The sequence below is a fragment of the Pseudomonas sp. Ga0074129 genome (assembly GCA_001465025.1).
Taxonomy (GTDB): domain Bacteria; phylum Pseudomonadota; class Gammaproteobacteria; order Pseudomonadales; family Pseudomonadaceae; genus Aquipseudomonas.
The window spans coordinates 1-22,510 of sequence record LNDO01000049.1 but is presented as its reverse complement, the minus strand read 5'-3'; the positions used below and the strand labels follow the sequence as shown (position 1 = coordinate 22,510).

At 54.5% G+C, this 22,510-nt stretch carries 22 protein-coding genes; 2 read left to right on the top strand and 20 right to left on the bottom strand.

Translation table 11 applies throughout. The features are described 5' to 3' along the window. The 20 genes from AUK77_RS04005 to flgB form a co-directional block, all read right to left on the bottom strand. A partial coding sequence (locus AUK77_RS04005; RefSeq protein ID WP_296126404.1) for a sigma-54 dependent transcriptional regulator occupies positions 1-1,388 on the bottom strand: 1,388 nt, incomplete at its 3' end. A 6-nt stretch (positions 1,389-1,394) separates the two neighbouring features. After that, positions 1,395-2,606, bottom strand: coding sequence for an ATP-binding protein (locus tag AUK77_RS04000; protein ID WP_296126401.1), 1,212 nt, complete (start codon positions 2,604-2,606; stop codon positions 1,395-1,397). 184 nt (positions 2,607-2,790) lie between these two features. Beyond that, positions 2,791-4,263: a sigma-54 dependent transcriptional regulator gene (locus AUK77_RS03995; protein ID WP_296126399.1), complete on the bottom strand. Its 1,473-nt coding sequence runs from the start codon at positions 4,261-4,263 to the stop codon at positions 2,791-2,793. 244 nt (positions 4,264-4,507) lie between these two features. Beyond that, positions 4,508-4,804, bottom strand: coding sequence for a flagellar protein FliT (locus AUK77_RS03990; RefSeq protein ID WP_296126398.1), 297 nt, complete (start codon positions 4,802-4,804; stop codon positions 4,508-4,510). An 18-nt stretch (positions 4,805-4,822) separates the two neighbouring features. Then, a complete protein-coding gene (fliS, locus tag AUK77_RS03985) occupies positions 4,823-5,209 on the bottom strand; it encodes a flagellar export chaperone FliS (RefSeq protein WP_296126396.1) in 387 nt (128 codons plus the stop codon). Positions 5,210-5,298: 89 nt separating this feature from the next. Beyond that, complete coding sequence (fliS, locus tag AUK77_RS03980) at positions 5,299-5,685, bottom strand: flagellar export chaperone FliS (RefSeq protein WP_296126395.1); 387 nt, start codon at positions 5,683-5,685, stop codon at positions 5,299-5,301. 7 nt (positions 5,686-5,692) lie between these two features. Continuing rightward, the gene (fliD, locus tag AUK77_RS03975; RefSeq protein WP_296126391.1) at positions 5,693-7,090 is read right to left on the bottom strand and encodes a flagellar filament capping protein FliD; all 1,398 of its coding nucleotides are present in this window, start codon (positions 7,088-7,090) and stop codon (positions 5,693-5,695) included. Between the two features lie 72 nt (positions 7,091-7,162). Then, positions 7,163-7,543 carry a flagellar protein FlaG gene (locus AUK77_RS03970; RefSeq protein ID WP_296126390.1) on the bottom strand — a complete coding sequence of 127 codons (381 nt, stop codon included), beginning with the start codon at positions 7,541-7,543 and terminating at the stop codon, positions 7,163-7,165. 76 nt (positions 7,544-7,619) lie between these two features. Then, complete coding sequence (locus tag AUK77_RS03965) at positions 7,620-9,125, bottom strand: flagellin (protein ID WP_296126387.1); 1,506 nt, start codon at positions 9,123-9,125, stop codon at positions 7,620-7,622. Positions 9,126-9,337: 212 nt separating this feature from the next. Further along, positions 9,338-10,618 carry a flagellar hook-associated protein FlgL gene (gene flgL / locus AUK77_RS03960; RefSeq protein ID WP_296126384.1) on the bottom strand — a complete coding sequence of 427 codons (1,281 nt, stop codon included), beginning with the start codon at positions 10,616-10,618 and terminating at the stop codon, positions 9,338-9,340. Between the two features lie 183 nt (positions 10,619-10,801). Further along, on the bottom strand, positions 10,802-12,934 hold the full coding sequence (gene flgK, locus AUK77_RS03955) for a flagellar hook-associated protein FlgK (protein ID WP_296126382.1): 2,133 nt from the start codon (positions 12,932-12,934) through the stop codon (positions 10,802-10,804). 6 nt (positions 12,935-12,940) lie between these two features. Further along, entirely contained in the window at positions 12,941-14,116 is a 1,176-nt protein-coding gene (flgJ, locus tag AUK77_RS03950) for a flagellar assembly peptidoglycan hydrolase FlgJ (protein WP_296126379.1), read from the bottom strand. Positions 14,117-14,129: 13 nt separating this feature from the next. Further along, positions 14,130-15,233, bottom strand: coding sequence for a flagellar basal body P-ring protein FlgI (locus AUK77_RS03945; RefSeq protein WP_296126377.1), 1,104 nt, complete (start codon positions 15,231-15,233; stop codon positions 14,130-14,132). 11 nt (positions 15,234-15,244) lie between these two features. Then, positions 15,245-15,964 carry a flagellar basal body L-ring protein FlgH gene (gene flgH, locus AUK77_RS03940; RefSeq protein ID WP_296126375.1) on the bottom strand — a complete coding sequence of 240 codons (720 nt, stop codon included), beginning with the start codon at positions 15,962-15,964 and terminating at the stop codon, positions 15,245-15,247. A 118-nt stretch (positions 15,965-16,082) separates the two neighbouring features. Then, on the bottom strand, positions 16,083-16,868 hold the full coding sequence (flgG, locus tag AUK77_RS03935; RefSeq protein WP_296126373.1) for a flagellar basal-body rod protein FlgG: 786 nt from the start codon (positions 16,866-16,868) through the stop codon (positions 16,083-16,085). 44 nt (positions 16,869-16,912) lie between these two features. Continuing rightward, the gene (locus AUK77_RS03930) at positions 16,913-17,653 is read right to left on the bottom strand and encodes a flagellar basal body rod protein FlgF (protein ID WP_296126370.1); all 741 of its coding nucleotides are present in this window, start codon (positions 17,651-17,653) and stop codon (positions 16,913-16,915) included. 202 nt (positions 17,654-17,855) lie between these two features. Then, on the bottom strand, positions 17,856-19,205 hold the full coding sequence (flgE, locus tag AUK77_RS03925) for a flagellar hook protein FlgE (RefSeq protein WP_296126368.1): 1,350 nt from the start codon (positions 19,203-19,205) through the stop codon (positions 17,856-17,858). A 44-nt stretch (positions 19,206-19,249) separates the two neighbouring features. Further along, complete coding sequence (gene flgD / locus AUK77_RS03920; RefSeq protein WP_296126365.1) at positions 19,250-19,918, bottom strand: flagellar hook assembly protein FlgD; 669 nt, start codon at positions 19,916-19,918, stop codon at positions 19,250-19,252. A 25-nt stretch (positions 19,919-19,943) separates the two neighbouring features. After that, complete coding sequence (gene flgC / locus AUK77_RS03915; RefSeq protein WP_296126363.1) at positions 19,944-20,387, bottom strand: flagellar basal body rod protein FlgC; 444 nt, start codon at positions 20,385-20,387, stop codon at positions 19,944-19,946. Positions 20,388-20,402: 15 nt separating this feature from the next. Next, a complete protein-coding gene (gene flgB / locus AUK77_RS03910; protein WP_296126360.1) occupies positions 20,403-20,810 on the bottom strand; it encodes a flagellar basal body rod protein FlgB in 408 nt (135 codons plus the stop codon). Between the two features lie 409 nt (positions 20,811-21,219). On the opposite strand from flgB, the gene AUK77_RS03905 reads away from it, so the two are divergent. Both AUK77_RS03905 and bfr read left to right on the top strand, forming a co-directional pair. Next, positions 21,220-21,438 carry a bacterioferritin-associated ferredoxin gene (locus AUK77_RS03905; protein WP_296126358.1) on the top strand — a complete coding sequence of 73 codons (219 nt, stop codon included), beginning with the start codon at positions 21,220-21,222 and terminating at the stop codon, positions 21,436-21,438. Positions 21,439-21,706: 268 nt separating this feature from the next. Then, positions 21,707-22,177, top strand: a complete 471-nt coding sequence (gene bfr / locus AUK77_RS03900) for a bacterioferritin (protein ID WP_296126356.1) — start codon at positions 21,707-21,709, stop codon at positions 22,175-22,177. The last annotated feature ends 333 nt before the right edge of the window (positions 22,178-22,510 follow it).

Below are 22,510 nucleotides of genomic sequence, written 5' to 3'. Positions count from 1 at the left end.
AACAGATAGCCTTCCACATCCATCCCGGCATCGCGCATCTGCGCCAGCTTGTAGCGCAAGGTTCGCGGGCTGATACCCAGACGCTCGGCCGCTTCTTTGCGCCTTCCGCGCTCGGCACGCAGGGTGTCGATGATCATCTGAAACTCATGCCGGCGCAGATCGTCACCCAACGCCCCCGCATCAGCCGCCGGAGCATCGTGATGCACCGGTACAGACGAGCTCACCACCGACAGCAACGGCTGCAAAGGCGCGCCGCCAATTGGCGCTTGCAAACACAGATCCTGCGGTTGAATCAGCCCGCCTTGCTGCAAAATCAAGGCGCGCTGAATGGCGTTATCCAACTCACGCACGTTGCCTGGCCAACTGTGGCTCATCAGGCTCATTTGCGCCTGCGGAGAAAAACGAATCGGCGCGTGATTCATTTTCTTCACGTACTTGGCCAGCAAGCGTTCGGCCAACGGCACAATATCCGCAGGCCGCTCGCGCAGCGGTCGCCAGGCCAGCGGGAACACCGATAACCGATAGTAAAGGTCTTCACGGAAGCGCCCAGCTGCTACTTCTGCCGCCAGATCACGGTTGCTGGTGGCCAGCACCCGAATGTCCAACGTAATTGGCTTGCGTGCACCCACCCGCTCCACCTCACGTTCCTGCAGCACACGTAGCAATTTGGCTTGCAGGCCCAGCGGCATCTCGGAAATTTCATCGAGCAAAATAGTGCCGCCTTCGGCCAGCTCGAATTTACCTGGCGCGCTGGCAATGGCACCGGTAAACGAGCCTTTTTCATGGCCAAACAAAGTGGCCTCAAGCATGTTGTCGGGAATCGCCGCGCAGTTAATGGCAATAAAGGGTTTATTGGCACGCGGCGACTGCTGATGAATAAAACGCGCCAGCACCTCTTTGCCGGTACCGGACTCCCCGGTAATCAGCACCGTCGAATCGCTCTGCGCCACACGCGTGGCCAGCGCCAGCAACTGCACGCTGGCGGGTTCCTGCGCAACGGGGCCATCTTGCTCGCCGAGCGAGATACGTCCCAGCGCGTGCCGGTCAACCAGCGCCAGCAGGGCTTTGGGTTCAAAGGGTTTAACCAAGTAATCCACCGCGCCCTGGCGCATGGCATCCACGGCGCGCTCAACAGCACCAAAGGCCGTCATCAGCAGCACCGGCAACTGTGGTTGCGACTGACGAATCTGAGCCAGCAGTTGATGACCGTCCATGCCGGGCATGTTCACATCACTGACCACCAGGCCAAAGGGCTCTTCCACAATTGCCACGAGCGCAGCTTCAGCACAGTCCACCGCGCGGTAATCGTGCCCACCCAGCTCCAAGGTATCGGCCAGCGCTTCGCGCAGAGCGCGGTCGTCTTCAACCAAGAGAATTTTGCTCGCCATCGTGGATTACTCCTGATTCAAGGGGTGCGCCGCACCCAGTAGCGGCAAGGTGACGATGGCGCATGTGCCACGTCCCGGCCGCGAACGCAGTTGCACGTCACCCTGATGGGCGCGTGCCACTGCTTTGACCACAGCCAGGCCCAGCCCGGTGCCTGTGGTTTTGGTGGTAAAGAAGGGTTCGCCCAAACGCGCCAGCGTGGCGCGATCAATGCCCGGACCGTTGTCGCTGATGCACAGCCGAACCACGTCGCCCCGCTGATAAAGGTGTACTTTAAGGCCGACTTCGCGCCCCCCCGCCTGAATCGCGTTCTCAATCAAATTGAGCATCGTCCCGACCAAGGTGTCGCGGTTGCACAGCAACTCACCGCTGCGGCTGTCGCACTGCCAGCGCACCTGCATATCCGTGACATGGGTTTCTGCCGCACTGCGCAGCGCGTCAAACACGGCCTTGGGCGACAGGCGATCCGGCAGCGGCAACTCACCCCGGGCGAAGATCAACATGTCGCGCACCTGGTGCTCCAACTCGTGCAGGCGCTCTTTGAGGCGCCCAGCGAAGCGCTGTTGCTGCTCGACGGGAAGAACCTGTTCGGTCAAATGGCTGGCATAGAGCAAGGCAGCAGAAAGTGGCGTACGAATCTGATGAGCCAAAGAAGCAACCATGCGTCCCAACGCGGACAACCGCTCATGGCGCGACAGTTGATCCTGCAAACGCCGGGTTTCCGTCAGGTCAGTCAACAACACCAACTGCCCTGGCTCGGCGTTTAACGAGCGAGTCGCAATGGACAAACGCCGCCCGTCTTTCAGCGAAATTTCATGGCCATCGTCTTCACGCGGGGCAAAGTTACGCGCGATCACCTGCCGCCACAGCATGCCCACCAGCGGCAAGCCAAGCAGACTGCGCGCCACCGGATTGGCTTCACGCACCACGCCCTGGCCATCAATCACGATCACACCACCGGGCAGCAAATCCAGCAGGCTTTGCAGACGCTGGGCCAAACGCTCCTTTTCAGCCAGCTCCTGCATACGCTGGGCACTGACCAACGCCAACTGACCTTTAAGCTCGGCCACCCGAGACTCCAGCATGCTGTAAGAGTCACCGAGCTGGGTCGACATCTGATTAAACAAGGCAAACGCATGCTCCAGACCAGCACGGCTGGCCTGCTCGACGGAGGCATCGTTCTGCGCAGATTGTTCAGGAAGTTGCAGGTTGCTACTCATGGTTCTCTCTCGCCTGGCGAGCCGTCATAAGACAGTCAGTTGCCAGAGAGATAGCAATACCCGTGCCTGAAAAAATAACCTTTAAAAACAGTTACTTGAAAATAAAAAGCCGAAGGAGGCGTCAATCCTTCGGCTTTATTTGATCAGCAGCCGCCAAGTTACAGGCAACCGCCAAAGGCTTGACTCAGTCGTCCAAGCCTTCGTCATCGCGGCGGGTCATGCCGTATTTGCGCATTTTCTCAACCAAGGTGGTGCGACGAATACGCAACCGCTCTGCGGCACGCGCCACAACCCCAGACGCGTCGTCCAACGCCTGCTGGATCAATCCTTGTTCAAGGTTGCCCAGGTAATCTTTGAGGTCGAGGCCTTCTGGCGGCAGCATGGCCATTGAATCAATACCCGGCAATCCGGCCATGAGTGTGGCGCGCTCGTCGAGCTCGTCACGCAGCGAAGCCACCATGCTTTCGTCTTCATCATCCACATGACGGAACTTCTTCGGCAGCTCGCCCACACCAATCACGCCATAGGGATGCATGATCGCCATGCGTTCAACCAAATTAGCCAGCTCACGTACGTTACCGGCCCAGTCATGCCGACAGAGCGACATGATGGCCGCGGAGTTGAAACGGATGGAGCCACGCTTCTCAAACTCCATACGCGAGATTAATTCATTCATCAGCAGTGGAATGTCTTCGATGCGTTCGCGTAGCGGCGCCATCTCGATCGGGAAGACGTTGAGGCGGTAATACAGATCCTCACGGAAACTGCCGTCTTCAATCATCTTTTCAAGATTTTTATGGGTAGCCGCGATGATGCGCACATCAGCGCTCTGGGTTTTGTTGCTGCCCACGCGCTCGAAGGTGCGTTCTTGCAACACACGTAATAACTTCACCTGCATCGGCAGCGGCATATCACCGATTTCATCCAGAAACAGTGTGCCGCCGTTGGCCAGCTCAAAGCGCCCAGCACGGCTGGTGATGGCGCCGGTAAACGCCCCTTTCTCATGCCCGAACAATTCGCTTTCAAGCAACTCCGCAGGAATAGCGCCGCAATTGACCGGCACAAAGGGAGCTTCACGACGCTTGGAGTGGTAGTGCAGGTTGCGTGCTACCACCTCCTTACCTGTACCCGACTCACCCAGGATCAGCACACTGGCTTCGGTATCGGCGACTTGCTGCATCATCTGCCGCACCTGCTGTATCGCGCGACTGGTGCCTACCAAACTGCGGAACAGATTTGTCTCACGCTGGCGACCACGCTCGCGGGCTTGGTCGTACATTTCGCGGTAAACCTGGGCACGGTGCAGCGAGTCGAGCAGCTTGTTGTAGCTGAGCGGCATTTCCAGGCTCGCCAGTACGCTGCGCCGCTGCTCTTCCGGCCATTCGGCCGCGACATGCTCATTCACCAGCAAGGTAGGTAAAAACTCATCCCAAAGCGCCAACTGCTTGAGCAACTCAAGGACGCCACCTTTGCCCTTCACCTCGCCCAGCAGCACGCTCAACACCCCACGACTGGAATCAAGCTGCGCTACGCAATCGCGCCATCCTTGACTGTCGCAGGCTAAATGGTCTTCACCGAGGAAATTCAGAATCACCGTCAGATCACGACGGCGCTCGCTGTTATCGTCAATCAGCAGGATTTTGGTTTCGCGCCACATAAATTTATTCGCACTTCCTGGAGTGAAGAACATGCCAACGGGCAAAACGACTCAGCCAGCGCCGACATTTGGCCCCTAGTTAAGTCAATTTTTTGTTCACAGTCAATTTTATGGCGTGCATTTTCGCGAAAACAGAATCACAAGGAAAATACGCAGGGTTTGTAGCGAGGAAACATCTATCGAGAAGGGGAAGCGCAACGCACTGAGTCGATACCATTGGGCATCGACTCAATTGGAGAAATGATCAACCAAACAGCTGATAGACCTTCGCACCTTGCTGAGATTGATTGAGCTGAACTAGCTCCTGAGCGAGACGACGCTGCTCGGCCTGACACACATTTACCAGCTCGCGGTATAAATCCAGAAGCTCCTGCATACGCGCACGCAGAGTGTCTTCATCGCTTGCTGACTCAACCATAGCCTCATCAACCGCCTGCCGACACTGCAGATCAAGCTCACCAATGGCAGCCCAATCATGGGCCTGCAAAGCAGCCCGAAGTGCATTGCCGGCTAGCTCTAAACGGGTTACCGAGCGGATCATCGAGAGGCCCTCAATGCATTAAATCTGATTAGAAATGCCATCCCAGCCACTTTTAACTTCACGTAAAAGACCTGCAACCTCGTCGATTATACTCGGATCGTTAGCACGGTTAGCTTCTAAAAGACGACCGACCATGTAGTCGTATAGCCGCTGAAGATTGATTGCCAGCTCACCACCCTGCTGCACATCAAGTGCTTCCTGCAAGCCACCTATGATAGCGATGGCCTTACTTAGAAACTCTCCTTTAACTGCAACCTGATTGCGCTCCATTGCGCCTTTGGCTTGGGCAAGGCGTGTAAGGCCGCCTTCCATCAACATTTGGATAAGCCGGTGTGGGGAGGCATCCAAAACCTGAGCCTGGGTATTGACGTTTTGATACTGCTTCATCGCTGCCATGGCATTCATACGGACTCCGTTACAGGCTTGTTACTGATACCTATCTATCGGCTCAGTCCAACAAAGCTTGAGAGAAATCCTATAAAAACAGCAGGATGTCATTCTAATACCGGCTCAACTTCTGGGCCAATGGCATCCCAGGCCGACTTAATCTGCTCAAGCAAACCAGCTACTTCATCCAGACTACGCGGCGTAGAATCGAGTGCCACACCCGCAAGGCGGCGAATCATATAGTCATAGAGAGAATCTAAGTTAGTGGCGAGTTCACCACCCAACTCCTTATCAAGGCTAGCTTGCAAAACGCTAATTATATCGAGCGTACGACCCACGGCGTGACCGCGAACCCCTGCATTACCCTCATCCATCGCATGCTTTGCTAGCGAGAGTCGATCCAGAGCACCCGCAAGTAACATTTGTACAGCCCGGTAGGGTGTTACCTCTTGCTGAGTCCGAACGTCCTTATAAACATCAATTGGGTTGCTCATTGCCTAACTATCCTTTCTTAACAGAGCCTGGCAGGCTTGCCAACGATTGGGCCAGTCTGTCACTGGTACTGTTGAGTTGCCCAACTAACGCATCCATCGCATTAAACTGGCTAAATAAGCGCTCCTGCACTTTTGCAATGCGCAGATTGAGCATTTCTTTCTGCTTATCAATGTCTTTAATGGTCGTTTGGAGGCTGTTCATGCGCTGCTCTAGAACGCCACCGACTTGTACAAATCCATTTACACGGGCGTCCAGACGAGCCATCAAACCTTGCTCTCCGGTAAAAAAGCTACCGACTGAATCGTAGTTATCCTTCAGCGCGGCATCAAAAACCTTGTCATCAATTTTTAAGGTGCCATCTCTTTGGGTAGTAATACCCATATCCGCCAACACGCGAAGACTATCGCCACTGCTGGTAGAAGGCCGACCCAACTCAGCCCGTAAGCCGCCCAACAAATTACGTACAGAGGCATCACCTACCAGCCCACCAACAACGGGCGGCTTGCCTTCGCCGGCGGACGTGACGCCTGTTAGTTGATTACTAGTTGTGATCAGTGCGTTGTAGGTATCGATAAACTTCTTGATGCTAGATTTGACACCACCAGTGTCTTGTCCAACGGTGATGGTGAGGTTGGTGCCAGGCTCAGCCTTGACCAAGTTTACCGTTACATCAGGAATGGCATTGCTCACGCTATTTTTGGCACTGAACAGGGTCAACCCATCAATTGCAAACTCTGCGTCAGCGGCTCGGGTAAGAGACCCAGCAGCAGCACCCGTGACCGCGACGTTTGGATCAATACTCAAATCCGTCAAACCGGCACTGGCGTTCTCTATAAAAATATCGTTGCCTGAGCCAGTTTCCTTAGCATTAAGCACCAGCCGAGATGTACCTGTTGCAGGATCATTGATGATGTTGGCGCTAACACCCTGATCGCTTAGGGCGGTATTAAGCTTGTCGCGAATCGCCACCAGATTGTCCCCGGCGGTTACGTTTACCTGCACGCCAGTACCACTGCCAACACGAACATCAAAGGTACCGTCTGCTGACGCTGCAAAGGATGAACTGAGCGACTGTGTCGCCACCTTGCTGCTGGTCGCCAAGCTGCGTACTTCTAACTGGTAAGTACCACTGAGCGCAGTAGTGCTGGCACTGGCTGTTGCCAGTTTGCTGTCCGAGGAGGTGGCCGTTCGCTTGTTGAACAGTTCGGGCTTGTTTAAATCTTTCAAGGCTGCTTGCAAGGCACTGGCAGCACCCTTGAGCTGGCCTAGGGCAGTGAACTTAGTGGTGCTGGCTTTTTCCAGGCGTGCGAGTTGGGCTTCTTTCGGCGCACGCTCAGCACTAACCAGCGCTGAAACAATGCTTTTGATGTCAACTCCCGAACCAATACCGGTAATGCTTGCCATGTTAACCACCTCGTCAATGGGTTGGCGTTTAGATTCATTGCTGAAGCTTATACAAGAATCACGCCACGCCCTTTACGCCTCAGCTTTGAAAAGCAGACTACGAGCCTGGTCGAGACTTTCCGCCAAGCGCAAGGCCTCTTCAGAAGGAATCTGACGGATTAACTCGCCTGATGCTCCATCAGTGACCTTAACGACAACGCGACCACTGGAATCATCCAGTGAAAAATTAAGATTACGCTGCACTGTTTGTACAAATTGCTGGATTGAGGACACGGCGTCCTGAATATCCGTAGGATCTGACGAAGCTTTGGCCTCTGCCGGCTGTTGTTGCTGGCCTACCTTCTGCAGTGGCTGACCACGCAGCTCGGCCTCAGCATCTGCACGCACGACCTGCGGCTTTGTACGCGCTGAAGCTGCAGGCAACGATGCTGCACTAATGCTATTGATGTCCATAACCTCACCTCACATGGCAAGACGGGGAGTAGCGCTAAGCACTACCCCCCGTTATCAAGCTTAACTTCAGTTCAGCTTAACGCAGGAGGCTGAGAACCGCCTGCGGCAACTGGTTGGCCTGGGCCAGAATGGCCGTACCGGCCTGTTGCAGCACCTGGTTTTTGCTCAGGTTAGCTGTTTCAGCAGCAAAGTTGGTGTCCTGAATACGGCCACGTGCAGCCGATACGTTTTCTGAGATATTTTGCAGGTTGGCAATCGTGTTTTCGAAGCGGTTTTGCGTAGCACCAAGACTTGCGCGGTTTTTATCAATACTCGCGATAGCAGCATCGATAATGGAAATCGAGTTTTGAGCGCCTTCTTGCGTGGTAATATCAATATCAGCCACAGTATTAAGAGTTGATACGCCCAAGGTGCCAGCACTAATTATGTTAGCCGCACTTGCAACCACCTGAAACGCACCAGAAGACTCAAATTGAACATTGCCTTGGACTCGAGAGGAATCGTTCGTCGCCTGCAACTGTATTGATGTTGCTGAGACCGTGCCAGAGTAGTTGATCGAGTTAAGCGCTACAGTGTTAGCTGTACCTGTAACACCCGCAATAGCAAACCCTTCAATAACAATATTTTCACCAGCCTCATTAAAAAGCTTGATGTTACCGTTATTGTTGGTCAGTCCTGCTGTAATACCCGTCTTACCGGACTGAGCGTTAATCGAATTAGCAAGGTTAGTCAGATTGCTGCTATCAGTTACGTTTGCACTAATTGTGGCTAATGTAGCAGCCGAACCTGAACTAAGTTGCATTGTCACGTTGCCTGCCGCTGCAAGACCAGACAACTGAACACCAGTTCTAGCATCGGCCTTAACACCAGTCAGATCGGAGGATTTATTAATCGTATCAGCAATTTTTTTAGCCGAATCACCAGCAACTATCGTCATATCGGCGGGAAGATTTGACTTACCATTCGGACCAGTAACTGTAAGAGTCCCCCCAACAGTCGTACCTGCAGCTGCAGTTGTAGCTGCAGCACCCACTGTATTGAAACCGGTACCTGCGAGAGCCAACCGATCAGCACCGACATTTTTTGAAGAGGCCCCATTGACGTTTACGCCAATCACTTCATTTGCATTGGAACCCACCTGGAAGCTTTTAGTACCAAAGCTACCGTCAAGTAATTTCTGACCACCGAAAGTGGTGGTGTCGGCAATACGATTTAACTCTTCTTTGAGCTGGCCAACTTCTTGACTCAACGCCTGGCGCTCAGATGATGAGTTGCTACCGTTAGCCGACTGCAGAGACAGGTCACGCATACGCTGCAGGATATTGGTGGACTGCTGCAGAGCGCCTTCAGCAGTTTGGGCCAGCGAGATACCGTCGTTGGCGTTACGCACGGCCACGCCCAAGCCATTGACCTGACTAGTCAGGCGGTTGGAGATTTGCAGACCAGCAGCATCGTCCTTGGCGGAGTTGATACGCGAACCAGTGGAAAGGCGCTGGAGAGAGGTACTCAGCGCGCTGGAGGAGTTGCTCAGGTTACGCTGAGTGTTGAGCGATGCAACGTTAGTATTGACTGTAAGGGACATGGCAATTGCCTCCAATGGGCGGGTACTTAAGGTAGCCAGGTGGTGCGGGCTTGGTGTTCAGTCTTTACTGCACCACCGTTTACCTCGCATTCGTACTGGTTATCGTCGCGTTGCAGGAAAGCTTTAGGATCTTGAGAGATTTTTTTGGTTTTTCCATCCACCTCCCTTGACAGCAACCTTGGCAGGCTACTTAAGGCGTTGAAAATCAACGATTACAACTGGCTAAACAAGGTCAGCCCTGAAATCTTCACGTAGCTCTGCTGCGCCGCCTCAAGAACAATGCTTTGGAAAGAGAGCCGCGAAAGCGCCTCGGCGTAGTCCAGCTCACGCAGTTGTGCCTGCACGCTTTTGTTGACCAGCGCAACGTCTTCATTATCAGTCTGCGTGGTTTCGACGATGTTTAGCCGCGCGCCAATCTCACCGCGCACGCTGTCAAGGGTAACCATGGCATGGTCTAGGTTGGTGAGCCCAAGCGCTACAGCATCTCGGACCTGTAGATTACCGTCAGGCGATTGCGGCGCTTCAAGCAACGAACGGCGCAAGGTGGCAATGGTGTCAAGCACCCCCTGCTTTTGTGCGGTTTGGCCGGCAATCAATCGTGGCGTGACTTCCACAACCTCTCCGCCGGCCGGAACCCCGTCAAACTGCACGACCACTCCGCGGAAGACCAGTTTGTCCTGCTTGGCTGGGTCGCTGTCGAGTGCGCCATTGGCGAGAATTTCAGGAGCAAAGGGTGGCCCGCTAATAGGTAACGTCGGCGGGTTCGCCACGTCATACACCACGTATTCCGTTGGACTGGTAAAGCGAATACCTATACCAGCCTCAGGAAACGCGGGCGTTGCACTGAATGCCACTTCGTCCTGCACGAGCCCATTACTGACGCGTAGGCCCGGCAAACTGCCAGCGGGCAAGGTTTGCAAACGACCCGCGTCCGTAATGTTAACGAAGGTCTTCTTGCCGTTGTCGCTAATAGGCATATCTAGGGAGCTGGCGATCTGGATTTTGCGCTGGCCTTCATCACCCCGGTAGCTGTAGCTGCCATCAGCCTCACGCACAAATGGCTGGGTTTTACCCTGAAAACCGGCAAACAGGTATTCACCACGGGCGTTGCGCGTGTTCATCAAGCCTAGCAGTTCATCCTCACGCTCTTGCAATTCGGCGGCGATGGAGGCGCGATCAGCACTGCTCAGCGCCCCATTGCCGGCCTGCACAGCCAACTCGCGAACCCGCTGCAAAATAGTATTGGCCGAGTTAAGGCTGACCTCTTCCTGTGCCAGACTATTTTTAGCCGCTGTGAGATTCTCTTTATATTGGCCCAGCACATTTTGCTGTTGCTCAAGCTGCAGCAGGCGCACAGAGGCGACCGGGTCGTCCGCTGGTGTAAGAATGCGGTTACCGGTGCTGATCTGCTCTTGGGTGCGCGTGACGTTGGCATAGTTACGCTGCAGGCCTGTGACGCCGTTGTTGAATGCTTGCACGGTAGAAATACGCATATCAGACCTCATGTTGCATTGGACCTGGCCTGGCCAGCCCATTGTCCTCGCGAAGGGACGGAAGTTAACGCCATCTAAAAGGTGTTGGCATAAGCCACACAACTGCCCTACAAGGGCTTGCAAGCAAACGTTAGGCCACGCTCAGCCCTAATACTTGAAGCCGCATCTGGCCCTGAGGCCTGATTAGAAGGTGTTGATCAAGGTATCGAACAGGGTCCGGGCAACTTGAATGATTTGCGCCGAAGCCTGGTAATACTGTTGGAATTTAATAAGGTTTGCCGCCTCCTCATCCAAATTGACAGCCGAAAGAGAGTCACGGTTGTCTGTTGCCTGCTTGAGAATGGCGCTGGTTGCTGACTCGTCTATGCGCGATTGAGCTGTGAGCGTACCGACACGCTCCACCAGGTCACCGTAGCCATCACTGAAGCTGACGCCTGCTGCAATTCCATTTGGCCCCGTGCCCACACCCACGACCTGAGCATTCTGTAAGTTAACCAACCTCAATGCGTTGCGATTGTCCGATACGCCGGTCAGATTTTGCCCAACACTGAAGGTGTCACCTTGTGCAGGTCGTCCACTGAAGGTTTGTTGCACGGTATAGCTTTGGGTAATACCGCCACTGGTCACAACAATTGCGTAGCTCAGGTTATTACTTTGCCCTGGCGTCACACTTAGTGCGCTAATGGCTGTGGGTGCAGGCGCTGGAACGGCGGGTGGGGGCGCGGAGGTTTGTGGCACTGTCGTAATACTGACACCCGCCGGTAACGGGGTTACAAACTCAAGCTCATTGCTCGCGTTGTTAAATCGCAAACTGATGCTGCCTAACGCTTGCAGGTTAGCCAAGCGCAAAGGATCTGATACAAAGTTTTGTTGGGGGAGATTTGCCGGATCAATGACTAAGGACACCGTTGGCTGACCAATCACCCCGTTGCCCGCATTCTGTAAACTGGCACCCGATAACAGTGGCGCGGCAAAGGCCAGCTGATCCGACTGATCCAATACAGCTGCGATATCCGTAGCACCTCGCCTTGTAGGCTGAATAAGGAATCGATCCCCCGCTGCTGGGGTACCAGTCAGGCTTATTTCAATACCTTGATCAACCCCTTGAGCGTTGGCCAAACGCAAAATACCGCTGCCGTCAGCACTGACACTCATCACGGTGTTATCACTTAATCGACGGGCTGTATAACCGGTAGGCAAGGTGGTTCCGTCGTATTCCAAACGGTAATCACTGGTAGTAAGCAACTGACTGTCGCGAATCGTCACCGACGCATCGACAGCAGAGATATTGTCGGAAAAGGGTCGGCCACGCAGGCCTGCCAGTTGTGTGCTGTTGAGATCGTTAAACAGTGCGGTACCGACATTGCCTTTGAGATCCAGCCCCTGCCCGAGCTGTGCATTAATTTCGGTATTTATTGCAATCGCCAGGCGACCTACGCTGTTGAGCGTAGAGTCCAAGACCTCTTCGCGGTAACGAATTAAACCACCCAGCTCCCCACCAGAAAGCAAGGTGGTGACTGTTTGTCGGGATGCGCCACTGACAAAATCAATTTCAAAACGGGTCGGATCACCACGCCCGGCTACAGCCTCAAGCTTGCTGGCTGCATTGGCAACAACCAAGGGCTGGCCGCTGCCGACAAAAAGGTTGTAAGTGTTGTCATCCTGAGGCACGACCGTTACGCCGATATACGTTGATAACTGCCTCACGGCCTCTTCACGGGCATCCAATAAATCATTTGGGGTCGCACCATTTGCCGCGGCAATTGCAATTGCATCATTAAGCTGAGCAACAGTACCTGCCAAGCGGTTCACCTGATCGGTGGTGGCCTTCATCTGTTTGTTGATGAATTCGTTTTGACTGGCCAGCCGGTCATAAATGGTGTTGAAACGACGCGCCAGCCCCTCAGCCTCTGAAAGCACCAGTTGCCGGGCAGGAATATTCGATGGGTCTTCTGCAGCAGTCTGTAGCGACGAAAAAAACTTCTGTAACGATGGCGTAATGCCGGTTGTAGAACCGGCCAAGAGCGAGTCCAGCTGCTCAATTTGGCTTTTATACGACAACACATCGCTGCTGAGTGCGGTGCTGCTGCGTAATTGAGTGGTCAGAAACTCACTGTAACTGCGGCGGATATCTACAAGCGTCGTGCCAGAGCCTACATAGCCTGCACCGCTGAACTGCGGCACACGAGTCGCCTGCACCGTGTCTTGCCTTGAAAATCCCGGCGTATTGACATTGGCGATATTGTGGCCAGTGACCGTCAATGACGTTTTAGTGGCCGCCAGTCCCGACAGACCAATGTTGAGTAAGTCAGCCATGCGTCATCATCCGTTAGTGGACGGCGTACTGACGGCCGCGACAGTTTGATAGGTCTGCATTTGCCGCGCGATCTGATTGATTTTGCGGGCGTATTGCGGGTCGGTGGCGTAACCGGCCTTCTGCAACTCGCGGGCAAACTGCTCGGGCTTATCGGTGCTTGCCAGGGCTTTTTCGTAACGGCCATTGCCCTGTAGGAAGCTCACGTAATCGTTAAAGCTGTGCTCGAACGATTCATAGGCACGAAACGAGGCGGCTTCCTTGACGGCTTTGCCGCCTTTGAATTCGGTGGTCAGCACGCGCGCCGAATCGCCTTCCCAGGTGTTGTGGGTCTTGATGCCAAACAGGTTGTGGCTGCTGCTGCCGTCTTGCTGACGAATGATCGACTTGCCCCAGCCTGTTTCCAGCGCAGCCTGGGCCACTAGGTAGCGCGGGTCGACGCCAATCTTGTCGGCGGCCTTCTCGGCCATGGGCAACATGGCGGCGATAAATTCATCCTTCGAGCCAAAAGCCGCCTTACCTGGCGCCAACGGTGGCTGGGCAATGCGGCGGCCGGTGATGGCGTCAGTGCCGTTTAAGCCCACCGCCGTGTCAGTTGGGGCGGCAAACGCCTTGGCCGGAATCCAGTCGTTTTGCGCCAACGGCTGGCCCTCGGCGGCAGTGGCGGACGGCACAATGCCGGCCAGCAGGCGATCGGTCAGTTTACCGGGCAGGGACAAGCGTCGCTGGTTGAGCAGCGAGCTGTCGTCACGGCTGTTCTCAACCTGAGCCAGTGGCTTGGTGGGTGCACTCGGCACCGGCTCATCGACTTGGGCGAATGGGTTGGGCCGGCTGTCGGCATCCTTCATCTTCGACATCTGCCGCACCAACACGTCAGCCAGGCCGATGCCGTTCTGGTGATTAGACAGGGTGACCGACAGCTGCTGGTCGTGCATGTCCTGATAGGTTTTGCTCTCGTTGCTGTTCATGAAGTTGCCTTCACCGAACGCCTCGTTGGCCGAGCGCATGGCTTTGAGCATTTCATTGAGAAACAGTGACTCGAACTCTTGTGCGACCTTCTTGATGTTTTTTTCGCTGTCGCCGCCCACCTTGAATTGCTGCAAGCGGTTCAGGTCGTTGAACGCCCCGCTGTCTGGAGCGTTTGAAGGGCTGCCGAGCAAACCGGCGGAGAGACGAGAGTCCATAGCGTGCGCTCCCTCAAATCACGATCAAGTCAGCCTGCAAGGCGCCAGCTTGTTTAAGCGCCTCGAGGATGGCCATTAAGTCGGAAGGTGAAGCCCCCACCTGATTGACCGCGCGGACGATTTCATCCAACGAGGTGCCTGGGGCAAACTTGAACATGGGTTTGGCTTCTTCGTCAGCGTTTACCTTCGAGCGCGGCACCACCGCTGTTTCCCCACCGGACAGTGGGTCAGGCTGGCTGACAATCGGATCTTCGGTAATGGTTACCGTGAGGCTGCCATGGGTCACAGCCGCCGGCTGCACGCGAACGTTTTGGCCAATGACGATGGTGCCCGTGCGCGAGTTGATAATGACCTTGGCCACTGCTTGGCCCACATCCACTTCTAAATTTTCCAGAATGGACAGGTAGTCGACTCGCTGACTGGGATCCAGTGGTGCCGTGACGCGCACGGAGCCACCGTCCAAGGCTTGGGCCACGCCTGGGCCGAGCAATTCGTTGATGTGATCAACAATGTTTTTGGCCGTGGTGAAATCGGGCCGATTCAAGTTCAGCGTCAGGTAATTACCTTGATTAAAACCGCTGGGAACTGGACGTTCTACGGTGGCACCACCCGGAATACGCCCGGCAGAAGGCACATTGACGGTGATACGCGAACCATCCGCGCCGCCGGCATCAAAACCACCTACCACCAAATTGCCCTGTGCGATGGCGTATACATTGCCATCGATGCCCTTGAGCGGCGTCATCAGCAAGCTGCCACCGCGCAGGCTCTTGGCGTTACCAATCGAGGAAATGGTGATATCGATGGTTTGCCCTGGTTTGGCGAATGGCGGTAAGTCGGCATGAATTGAAACCGCAGCAACGTTCTTCAGCTGCACATTGCCGCCTTGCGGCACGCGAATACCAAACTGCGCCATCATGTTATTAAAGGTCTGCACCGTGAACGGCGTCTGGGTGGTCTGGTCGCCACTGCCGTTAAGCCCTACGACCAGGCCATAGCCGATCAGCTGGTTACTGCGCACGCCCTGGATACTGGCCAGATCTTTCAGCCGCTCGGCCTGCGCCACAGTGCTGAGCAGCAGCGTGAAGAAGGCGATCAAATAAGTCTTAAGCGTCATGTTGACCATCCTCAGAAGGGCCACATTGGGCTAAGAAAGAAACGGCTCATCCAGCCCGGCTGAGTCGCATCAGCAAAAGCCCCCGTGCCCGAATAGGTAATGCGTGCATCGGCAATACGGGTTGAAGACACCGTGTTGTCGGTGGCGATATCGTCGGCACGCACCAAACCGGCAATACGCACCAGCTCATTGCCAGTATTGAGAGTCATCCACTTCTCGCCGCGTACCAGCAAAATACCGTTGGGCATCACCTCGGCCACTGACACGGTAATAGAACCCGTCAAGCTGTTGCTTTGCCCCGCCTGGCCCGAACCATCGGCCGAACGGGCGGTTTCAAATTCTGCTTCCAGACTCAGGTTGTCATTGGTCATGCCCAAGGCACCGATCGACGCCAATGGGTTTTTCGGCGCAACGGCCATACCAAATAGATTCGGCACGCCCAACTCAGCCGAGCTGTTTTTATTGATCTGACTGCTGGTGTTCTTGCTGGCCTGAGTTCGCTCATTCAGGGTGATGGTGATGATGTCACCCACACGATAGGCCTTGCGGTCGCCAAACAGTCCGTTATCAAAACCGGCCTGATAAATTGAACCGTTGTTCTGTTCAGTGGGTAACGGCGTACGCGGCATAACCGGGGCGTAGTAGGGATCGTCCGGCTTTGGCGCAGGCGCCATGCAGCCACTTAACGCCAGAGGGGCAAGCAGCGCACTGATGATGATTAACCGGTTCATATCCACACCTCGTTTATTGCTTTTGGCGAAGCCAACCCTGCTGACACAACGCCCCACTCAAACTCTTCATTGCTGACGTAAAAACGGAATACGCCCTGCGCCTAAGCCGCTTTAACCATCAAAGATTCTGCGAAATAAAGCCCAGCATTTGGTCAGCGGTGGAGATGACCTTGGAGTTCATTTCATACGCGCGCTGGGTGGTGATCATGTTCACCAACTCTTCCACCACGCTGACGTTGGAGTTTTCCAAGGTGTTCTGCAGCGTGGTACCCAAACCGTTCAACCCCGGAGTGCCTACCTGTGGCGCGCCACTGGCTGCCGTTTCCAGAAACAGGTTATTGCCGATGGCTTCCAAACCTGCAGGGTTGATGAAGTCGGCGGTTTGCAAATTACCCACCACCTGCGGTTGCGGGTTGCCGGCGGTGGTCACGGACACCGTACCGTCTTCACCCACGGTAAAAGTACGCACCTCATTGGGCAGGACGATGGCCGGCTCCAGCGCATAACCTGTGGAGGTCACCAACTGGCCATCGGAGTTCAGGTGGAAGCTGCCATCACGGGTGTAAGACACCGTGCCATCTGGCAACAGAACCTGAAAGAAACCCCGACCATTGACGGCCATATCCAACGGCTGCTCAGTGGTTTGCAGGCTGCCTGCAGTAAAAATCTTCTGCGTGCCCACCACCCGCACACCCGTACCCAACTGCAGACCCGAGGGCAGCTGGCTGTCTTGGCTGGACTGGCCACCCGGCTGACGACGGATTTGGTACAGCAAGTCCTCGAACTCGGCGCGATCACGCTTAAAGCCCGTGGTCGATACGTTGGCCAAGTTGTTGGAAATGGTGGTCAGGTTCATGTCCTGGGCGGACAAACCGGTTTTGCTGACCCACAGTGCCGGAAGCATAAAATTCTCCTGGGTGTCGTTTTAACGACGCCGCGTGCTGGTAATTAGGTCATCTGCAAGACGCGCGCCATGGCCGCCGAGTTGTCCTCGGCGGTGCGCATCATCTTCACTTGCAGTTCAAACTGACGGGACAGCGAAAGAATCGCAGTCATCTCTTCCACAGCGTTGACGTTGCTGGACTCTAAAAAGCCTGAGGTGACTTCTACCGTGGCATCTGGCTCAACTGGCCCATTGCCCTTAAAGCGGATCAGGCCGTCGGTGCCCTTCTCCATTTGCTTCAAATCCGGATTGACCAGCTTGATACGATCAACTTCCGCCAGCACCCTGGGTGCCTCACCCAACGCACGAATGCTGATGGTGCCGTCTTTGCCGATCTCAATTTTCTGTTCAGGCGGGACTGCAATGGGCCCGGCGTTGCCCATCACCGGCAAGCCGTTGCCGGTACGCAGCACACCCAGCGCATCAACATTCAGGCTCGCGGTACGCACGAAGGCTTCTGTACCGTCGGGCGCTTGCACGGCCATCCAGCCCTTACCGCCAATCGCCACATCCAGATCGCGCCCGGTTTCCTGCATGGAACCTGGTGTGAAATCTGTGCCGGGCCGCTCGCTCATCGCATAAACACGCGCCGGATAACCGTCACCAAAAATCGGCATAGACCGTGCTTGTTCAAAATCCCGGCGGAAGCCATTGGTCGATATGTTCGCCAGGTTGTTGGCATGCGCACGCTGCGCCAGGGTGTTGTTGTGCGCCCCTGTCATGGAAACGTAGAGCATCTTATCCATGGTTATTCTCCGAGTTGGGCCGTTCGCCCGCTTAGCAATGCAGGTTACAAAGCAATGCTTATGCCAGCACTCGAAACAAAAACTTAAGCCATTGATAAAAAACAACTTATAAACAAAAAGACTCCCGAAGGAGTCTTTTAAAATGACGCAACCATGCGGTATTGCCGCAGGCGGCAAGCAGGATCTTGCCGCCCAGGACGACTCAACGCAGGTTGAGAATGGTCTGCGTGACGGCACTGTTGGTTTCGATGGTTTTGGCATTGGCCTGGTAGTTACGCTGAGCGACGATCAGGTTAACCAGCTGATCCGACAACTCCACGTTGGAATCTTCCAGCGCACCGGACTGCAAAGCCCCCAACGTTCCGCTACGGGGTGTACCCACCACCGGCTCACCGGATTGGAACGACTGCACCCACGCTGTTTTACCCACCGGCGTCAGCCCTTGCACGTTGGCAAAGTTGGCCAAAACTACCTGCCCTTGAATCCGCGACTGACCGTTGGTGTAGCGGGCAAAGATCACCCCAGTGTCGTCGATCTCCAGACCTGATAACTGGCCTGTGGTGTAACCATCCTGGCTCACCCGGTTGACCGCAAAGGTGCTGGCGAACTGAGTTGACTGGCGAATATCAATACCAATCCCGGCCGCGCTAGCATTCGCACCATTTGGCGACCAAACGGGTGGAATTGCCGTACTTGGCGCTGCGGGCACCCATCCCTGAGTAGGGTCAGGAGCATTAGGATCACCGGGTGCCAACTGTATTACGCCATTAACATCAACGGTGAAGCCAGCCGGGGCCGACGCCTGTAAAGCGACTAGATCCAGCTGACCCGAAGCTGTATAGCTGAGCGGAACGCTAAATGGTGTAGTGACACTCGGATCACCGGGGTTACGCCCATCAACCAAGACGTTCATATTCCAAGTATTCGGCCCTGTCTTCAGAAAATACTGGGTGAATACATGGGAGTTACCTTGTGAGTCGTAAATATTGGTCGATGTGGAGGAATTATAGGAAGTCGGATCTGCTGGATTGAAAGGAACCGTGGTAGGTATTTGATTGGTCGAGTTCAGATTGAAAACCTGATCAAGGCTTTCTGTCGCACGCGGTGCCTGGCTCGCGGTTTCAATCTGCAAGTCACCTACAATTCCGTTTTGCAGGTTGCCAGCAGGATCAACCGTATAACCCTGGAGGCGATAGCCAAAGTTATTGACCATGAACCCCTCGCGATCCGTTCCAAAATACCCAGCCCGCGTGTAACTGACATCGCCGTTGTTGCTGGTCTGGAAGAAACCGTTGCCGTTGATCGCCAAATCCAGAGCGTTCTGCGTATAGTTGATGTTGCCTTGGTTAAAAAGCTGCGAAACATTGGACAACAGCACGCCACTGCCCTGAGGGTTTGAGCCTGTACCCAAAACTGAAGCGGCATACACGTCGGCAAACTCAGCCCGTGACTGCTTGAAGCCCGCCGTGCCCGCGTTGGCAATGTTGTTGCCGGTGACGTTGAGATCACTGGTTGCTGCTCGCAACCCGCTCAAACCGATATTGAAGGACATGGATGTCTCCTTTGCCGGAACGTCCGGCCGCTAAATGCTGAGTACTACTGACCGATGACCTGAACCTGGGAAAGTGGCACTGAACCCAACCCAGCCAGGTTTAACGTCAACTCTTTACCGCCCAGCGTCACGCTATCAACGTTGGCAGGCAGCATGGTGTAAAGGCCTTTGGTGCCAGTGGGGTAAGTAGCTTGCGCCTCAAACTTGTAAGTACCAGGCGGCAAAACCTTGCCACTGGCATCTTTGCCATCCCAGATAAAGCTGACATTACCGGCCGCTTGCTCACCCAGATTGACCCGACTGACCGCAGCACCTGTCTTGTCGTAAACGCTCACATAGACGTTGCTGCTGCTGGCCGGCAACACCAGGCTGGCCTTGAAGCTTTCACTGGTGTCCACCACAGCCTTGTCGCTAGGGATGATCACCTTGCGCCCGACCAGTGAAGACGCCTGCAGGGCTTGTGAGGACTGGTAGCCACTTAACAGCGACCCCATGCTGTCATTCAGCTTTTCAATGCCCTCAACCTGGCTGAACTGGGCCAGCTGCGCAATAAACTCACCGTTACCTTGTGGCTCCAGCGGGTTCTGGTTGTTCAGTTGCGCTACCAACAGGTTGAGGAACTCGTTCTTGCCCAGTTCCTTACTGGTGGTGGTCTCTTTCTTGATCTGGTAACGGTCAAGTGCCGAGCTGCTTACGTCGCCAACAGTACTCATAGGTCTGCGCTCCTTATCCGCTGGCTTACTGACCGAGGGTCAGCACACGCTGCATCATCTGCTTGGCGGTGTTCATCATTTCGGTATTGGTCTGAAAGGCACGGCTGGCGGAAATCATGTCGGCCATTTCTTCAACCACGTTAACGTTGGGGTAGTAGACGTAGCCGTTGTCATCCGCAGAGGGATGATTAGGCTCATAACGCGGCATAAGGGTGCTTTGGTCTTCGACCACGCCCAACACCTGCACGCCCACACCAGCGCTGTCTTGATCAGCAAACAGCGAACCACGATCGCCGTCCTGAGCCGCCTGATAAACCGTGGCAAACACTGGGTGCCGGGCGCGGTAGGTCTGATCAATACTCGAAGACACCGTCTCGGCATTGGCAATGTTGCTGGAGATGGTATTCAGGCGAGTGCTCTGCGCACTCATGCCCATGCCGGCGATGTTGAAAACACTGGAAAGCGACATAGCTCTAGACTCCCGTTATTCGCCGCGCAGGGCATTAACCAGCCCTTTGAATTTGCTGTTTAAAAAGGTGAAGCTGGCTTGGAACTGCACTGAGTTCTCGGCGTAGTTGGACTGCTCGATCTGCAGATCAACGGTGTTCTGATCGATAGAAGCATGCAACGGCGTGCGATAAACCAAGCCTGCATCGCCACTTCCCACGCCTTCGGCCGGGATGTGCTGACTTTGAGTACGCGCCAAACTCACCTGCCCGACCTTATCCTTGGAGCTTTGCGCAGCAAGCACGCTGGCGAAATCAACGTCGCGCGCCTTGTAATTAGGCGTATCGGCGTTGGCGATATTGTTGGCCAGTACTTCGGCGCGCTGAGCGCGAAAGCCCAGCGCCTGCTGATGAATACCGAGTGCCCGATCGAAGCTGATGCTCATGGTCAGAAACCTTTGCCTGCTGGCATGTCTGTCTTCCGTGCAAGACCATAAGCAATGCCTGTGCCAAACTAAAAAACCCAATAAAAACAATGATTTGACAATATTTAGTCGGATTTAAATACGGTAAGCGGCAAAGCTTTTCCGCCTTGTGGCAAGTGGCGAGGCAAGACCACCTCTGGGTTGCCTACCGCGCCCCCTCTTACATGACCTATGCAGCGCCAGAGGGTTTATCAGCCTCGCCACACTGGCAACACACAGGTTCATCAATAGCCCACACCCAACCGAATTAAGGCTGAGCCGTCATAGCCTGAAACACACCACTCGTCAGTCGCTCACATACAGCTTTGACAAGCATTCTCATTAACATTAGTATCTTTTCCATTCCAACCGCCCTGCCAAGAGCCCAACCATGTACGTCTGTCTCTGTGAAGGTGTTACTGACGGTCAGATTCGCGAAGCAATCTACGAAGGTTGCTGCAACTACCGTGACGTGCGCGCAGCACTCGGCGTGGCCAGCCAATGCGGCAAGTGCGCCTGCCTAGCCAAACAAGTGATAAGAGAAACCCTCAGCGAAGTTCAAAGCAGCCAAGCCGTGATGACTTATCCGGCAACCTTTGTTGCCGCTTGACTGACGCCAAAAAAGAACCGGACCTCAGTGTCCGGTTTTTTTATGCCCGCTCATTTATATCGGCCACAGTGCAAACCGCCACTGAAAGGGGTTAAGAACTCTTTTGGCAATTTTTATGCAAGAAATACAACACGTTAGCGCCAAAATGCAGAAGTTAAACATTCGTATTCATATTTAATTTAGCTTTAAATTCAGACACTTAGGTTTGACAGCCGCAAACCAGCGGCCCAGTATTTGTCGCTAACTCCCTTGCACGGCAGATACAGACATGAAAGGCGACAAGAAAGTCATCCAGCATCTGAACAAGATCCTCGGCAACGAGTTGGTGGCAATCAACCAATACTTCCTGCATGCGCGCATGTACGAAGATTGGGGCCTGAAAAAACTGGGCGAGCACGAGTACCACGAGTCCATCGACGAGATGAAACACGCGGACAAGCTGATCAAGCGCATTCTCTTTCTCGAAGGCCTGCCTAATCTGCAAGACCTCGGAAAAATTCTGATTGGTGAAAACACCAAAGAGATGCTTGAGTGCGACCTGAAGATCGAGCACAAAGCACACGTGGACTTGAAAGCGGCGATTGCCTACTGCGAAAGCATTGGTGATTACGCCAGCCGCGAGTTGCTCGAAGACATCCTCTGCTCCGAAGAAGAACACATCGACTGGCTGGAAACGCAGCTGAGCTTGATCGAAGCCGTAGGCCTGCAGAACTACCTGCAGTCGCAGATGGAAGAATAAGCAAAACGTTTACGCACTAAACAAAAACCCCGCACTTGGCGGGGTTTTTGTTTATACAGCGCTATTATGCACCACAAGCACATGACAGCCCGGCTGTCATGTGCTCTCTTCTCCTGATGGCCAACCATCACCCCAGAATCGCCAAATTGGCGAAAGACCTCGCGTACCGAAAAGGCGAGGTTCAAACACTCAACGCACGAGAAAAGGCACTGATTGCGGAGCTTGCTGAGACCAGATTGTTGGCGCTGATGGAAAATTGACCCACCCTGCCGATTGAAATTTGACCCAGGGCGGATTGCTGATTTTGTTACCAGCAACTGTGGATAAGTCTAC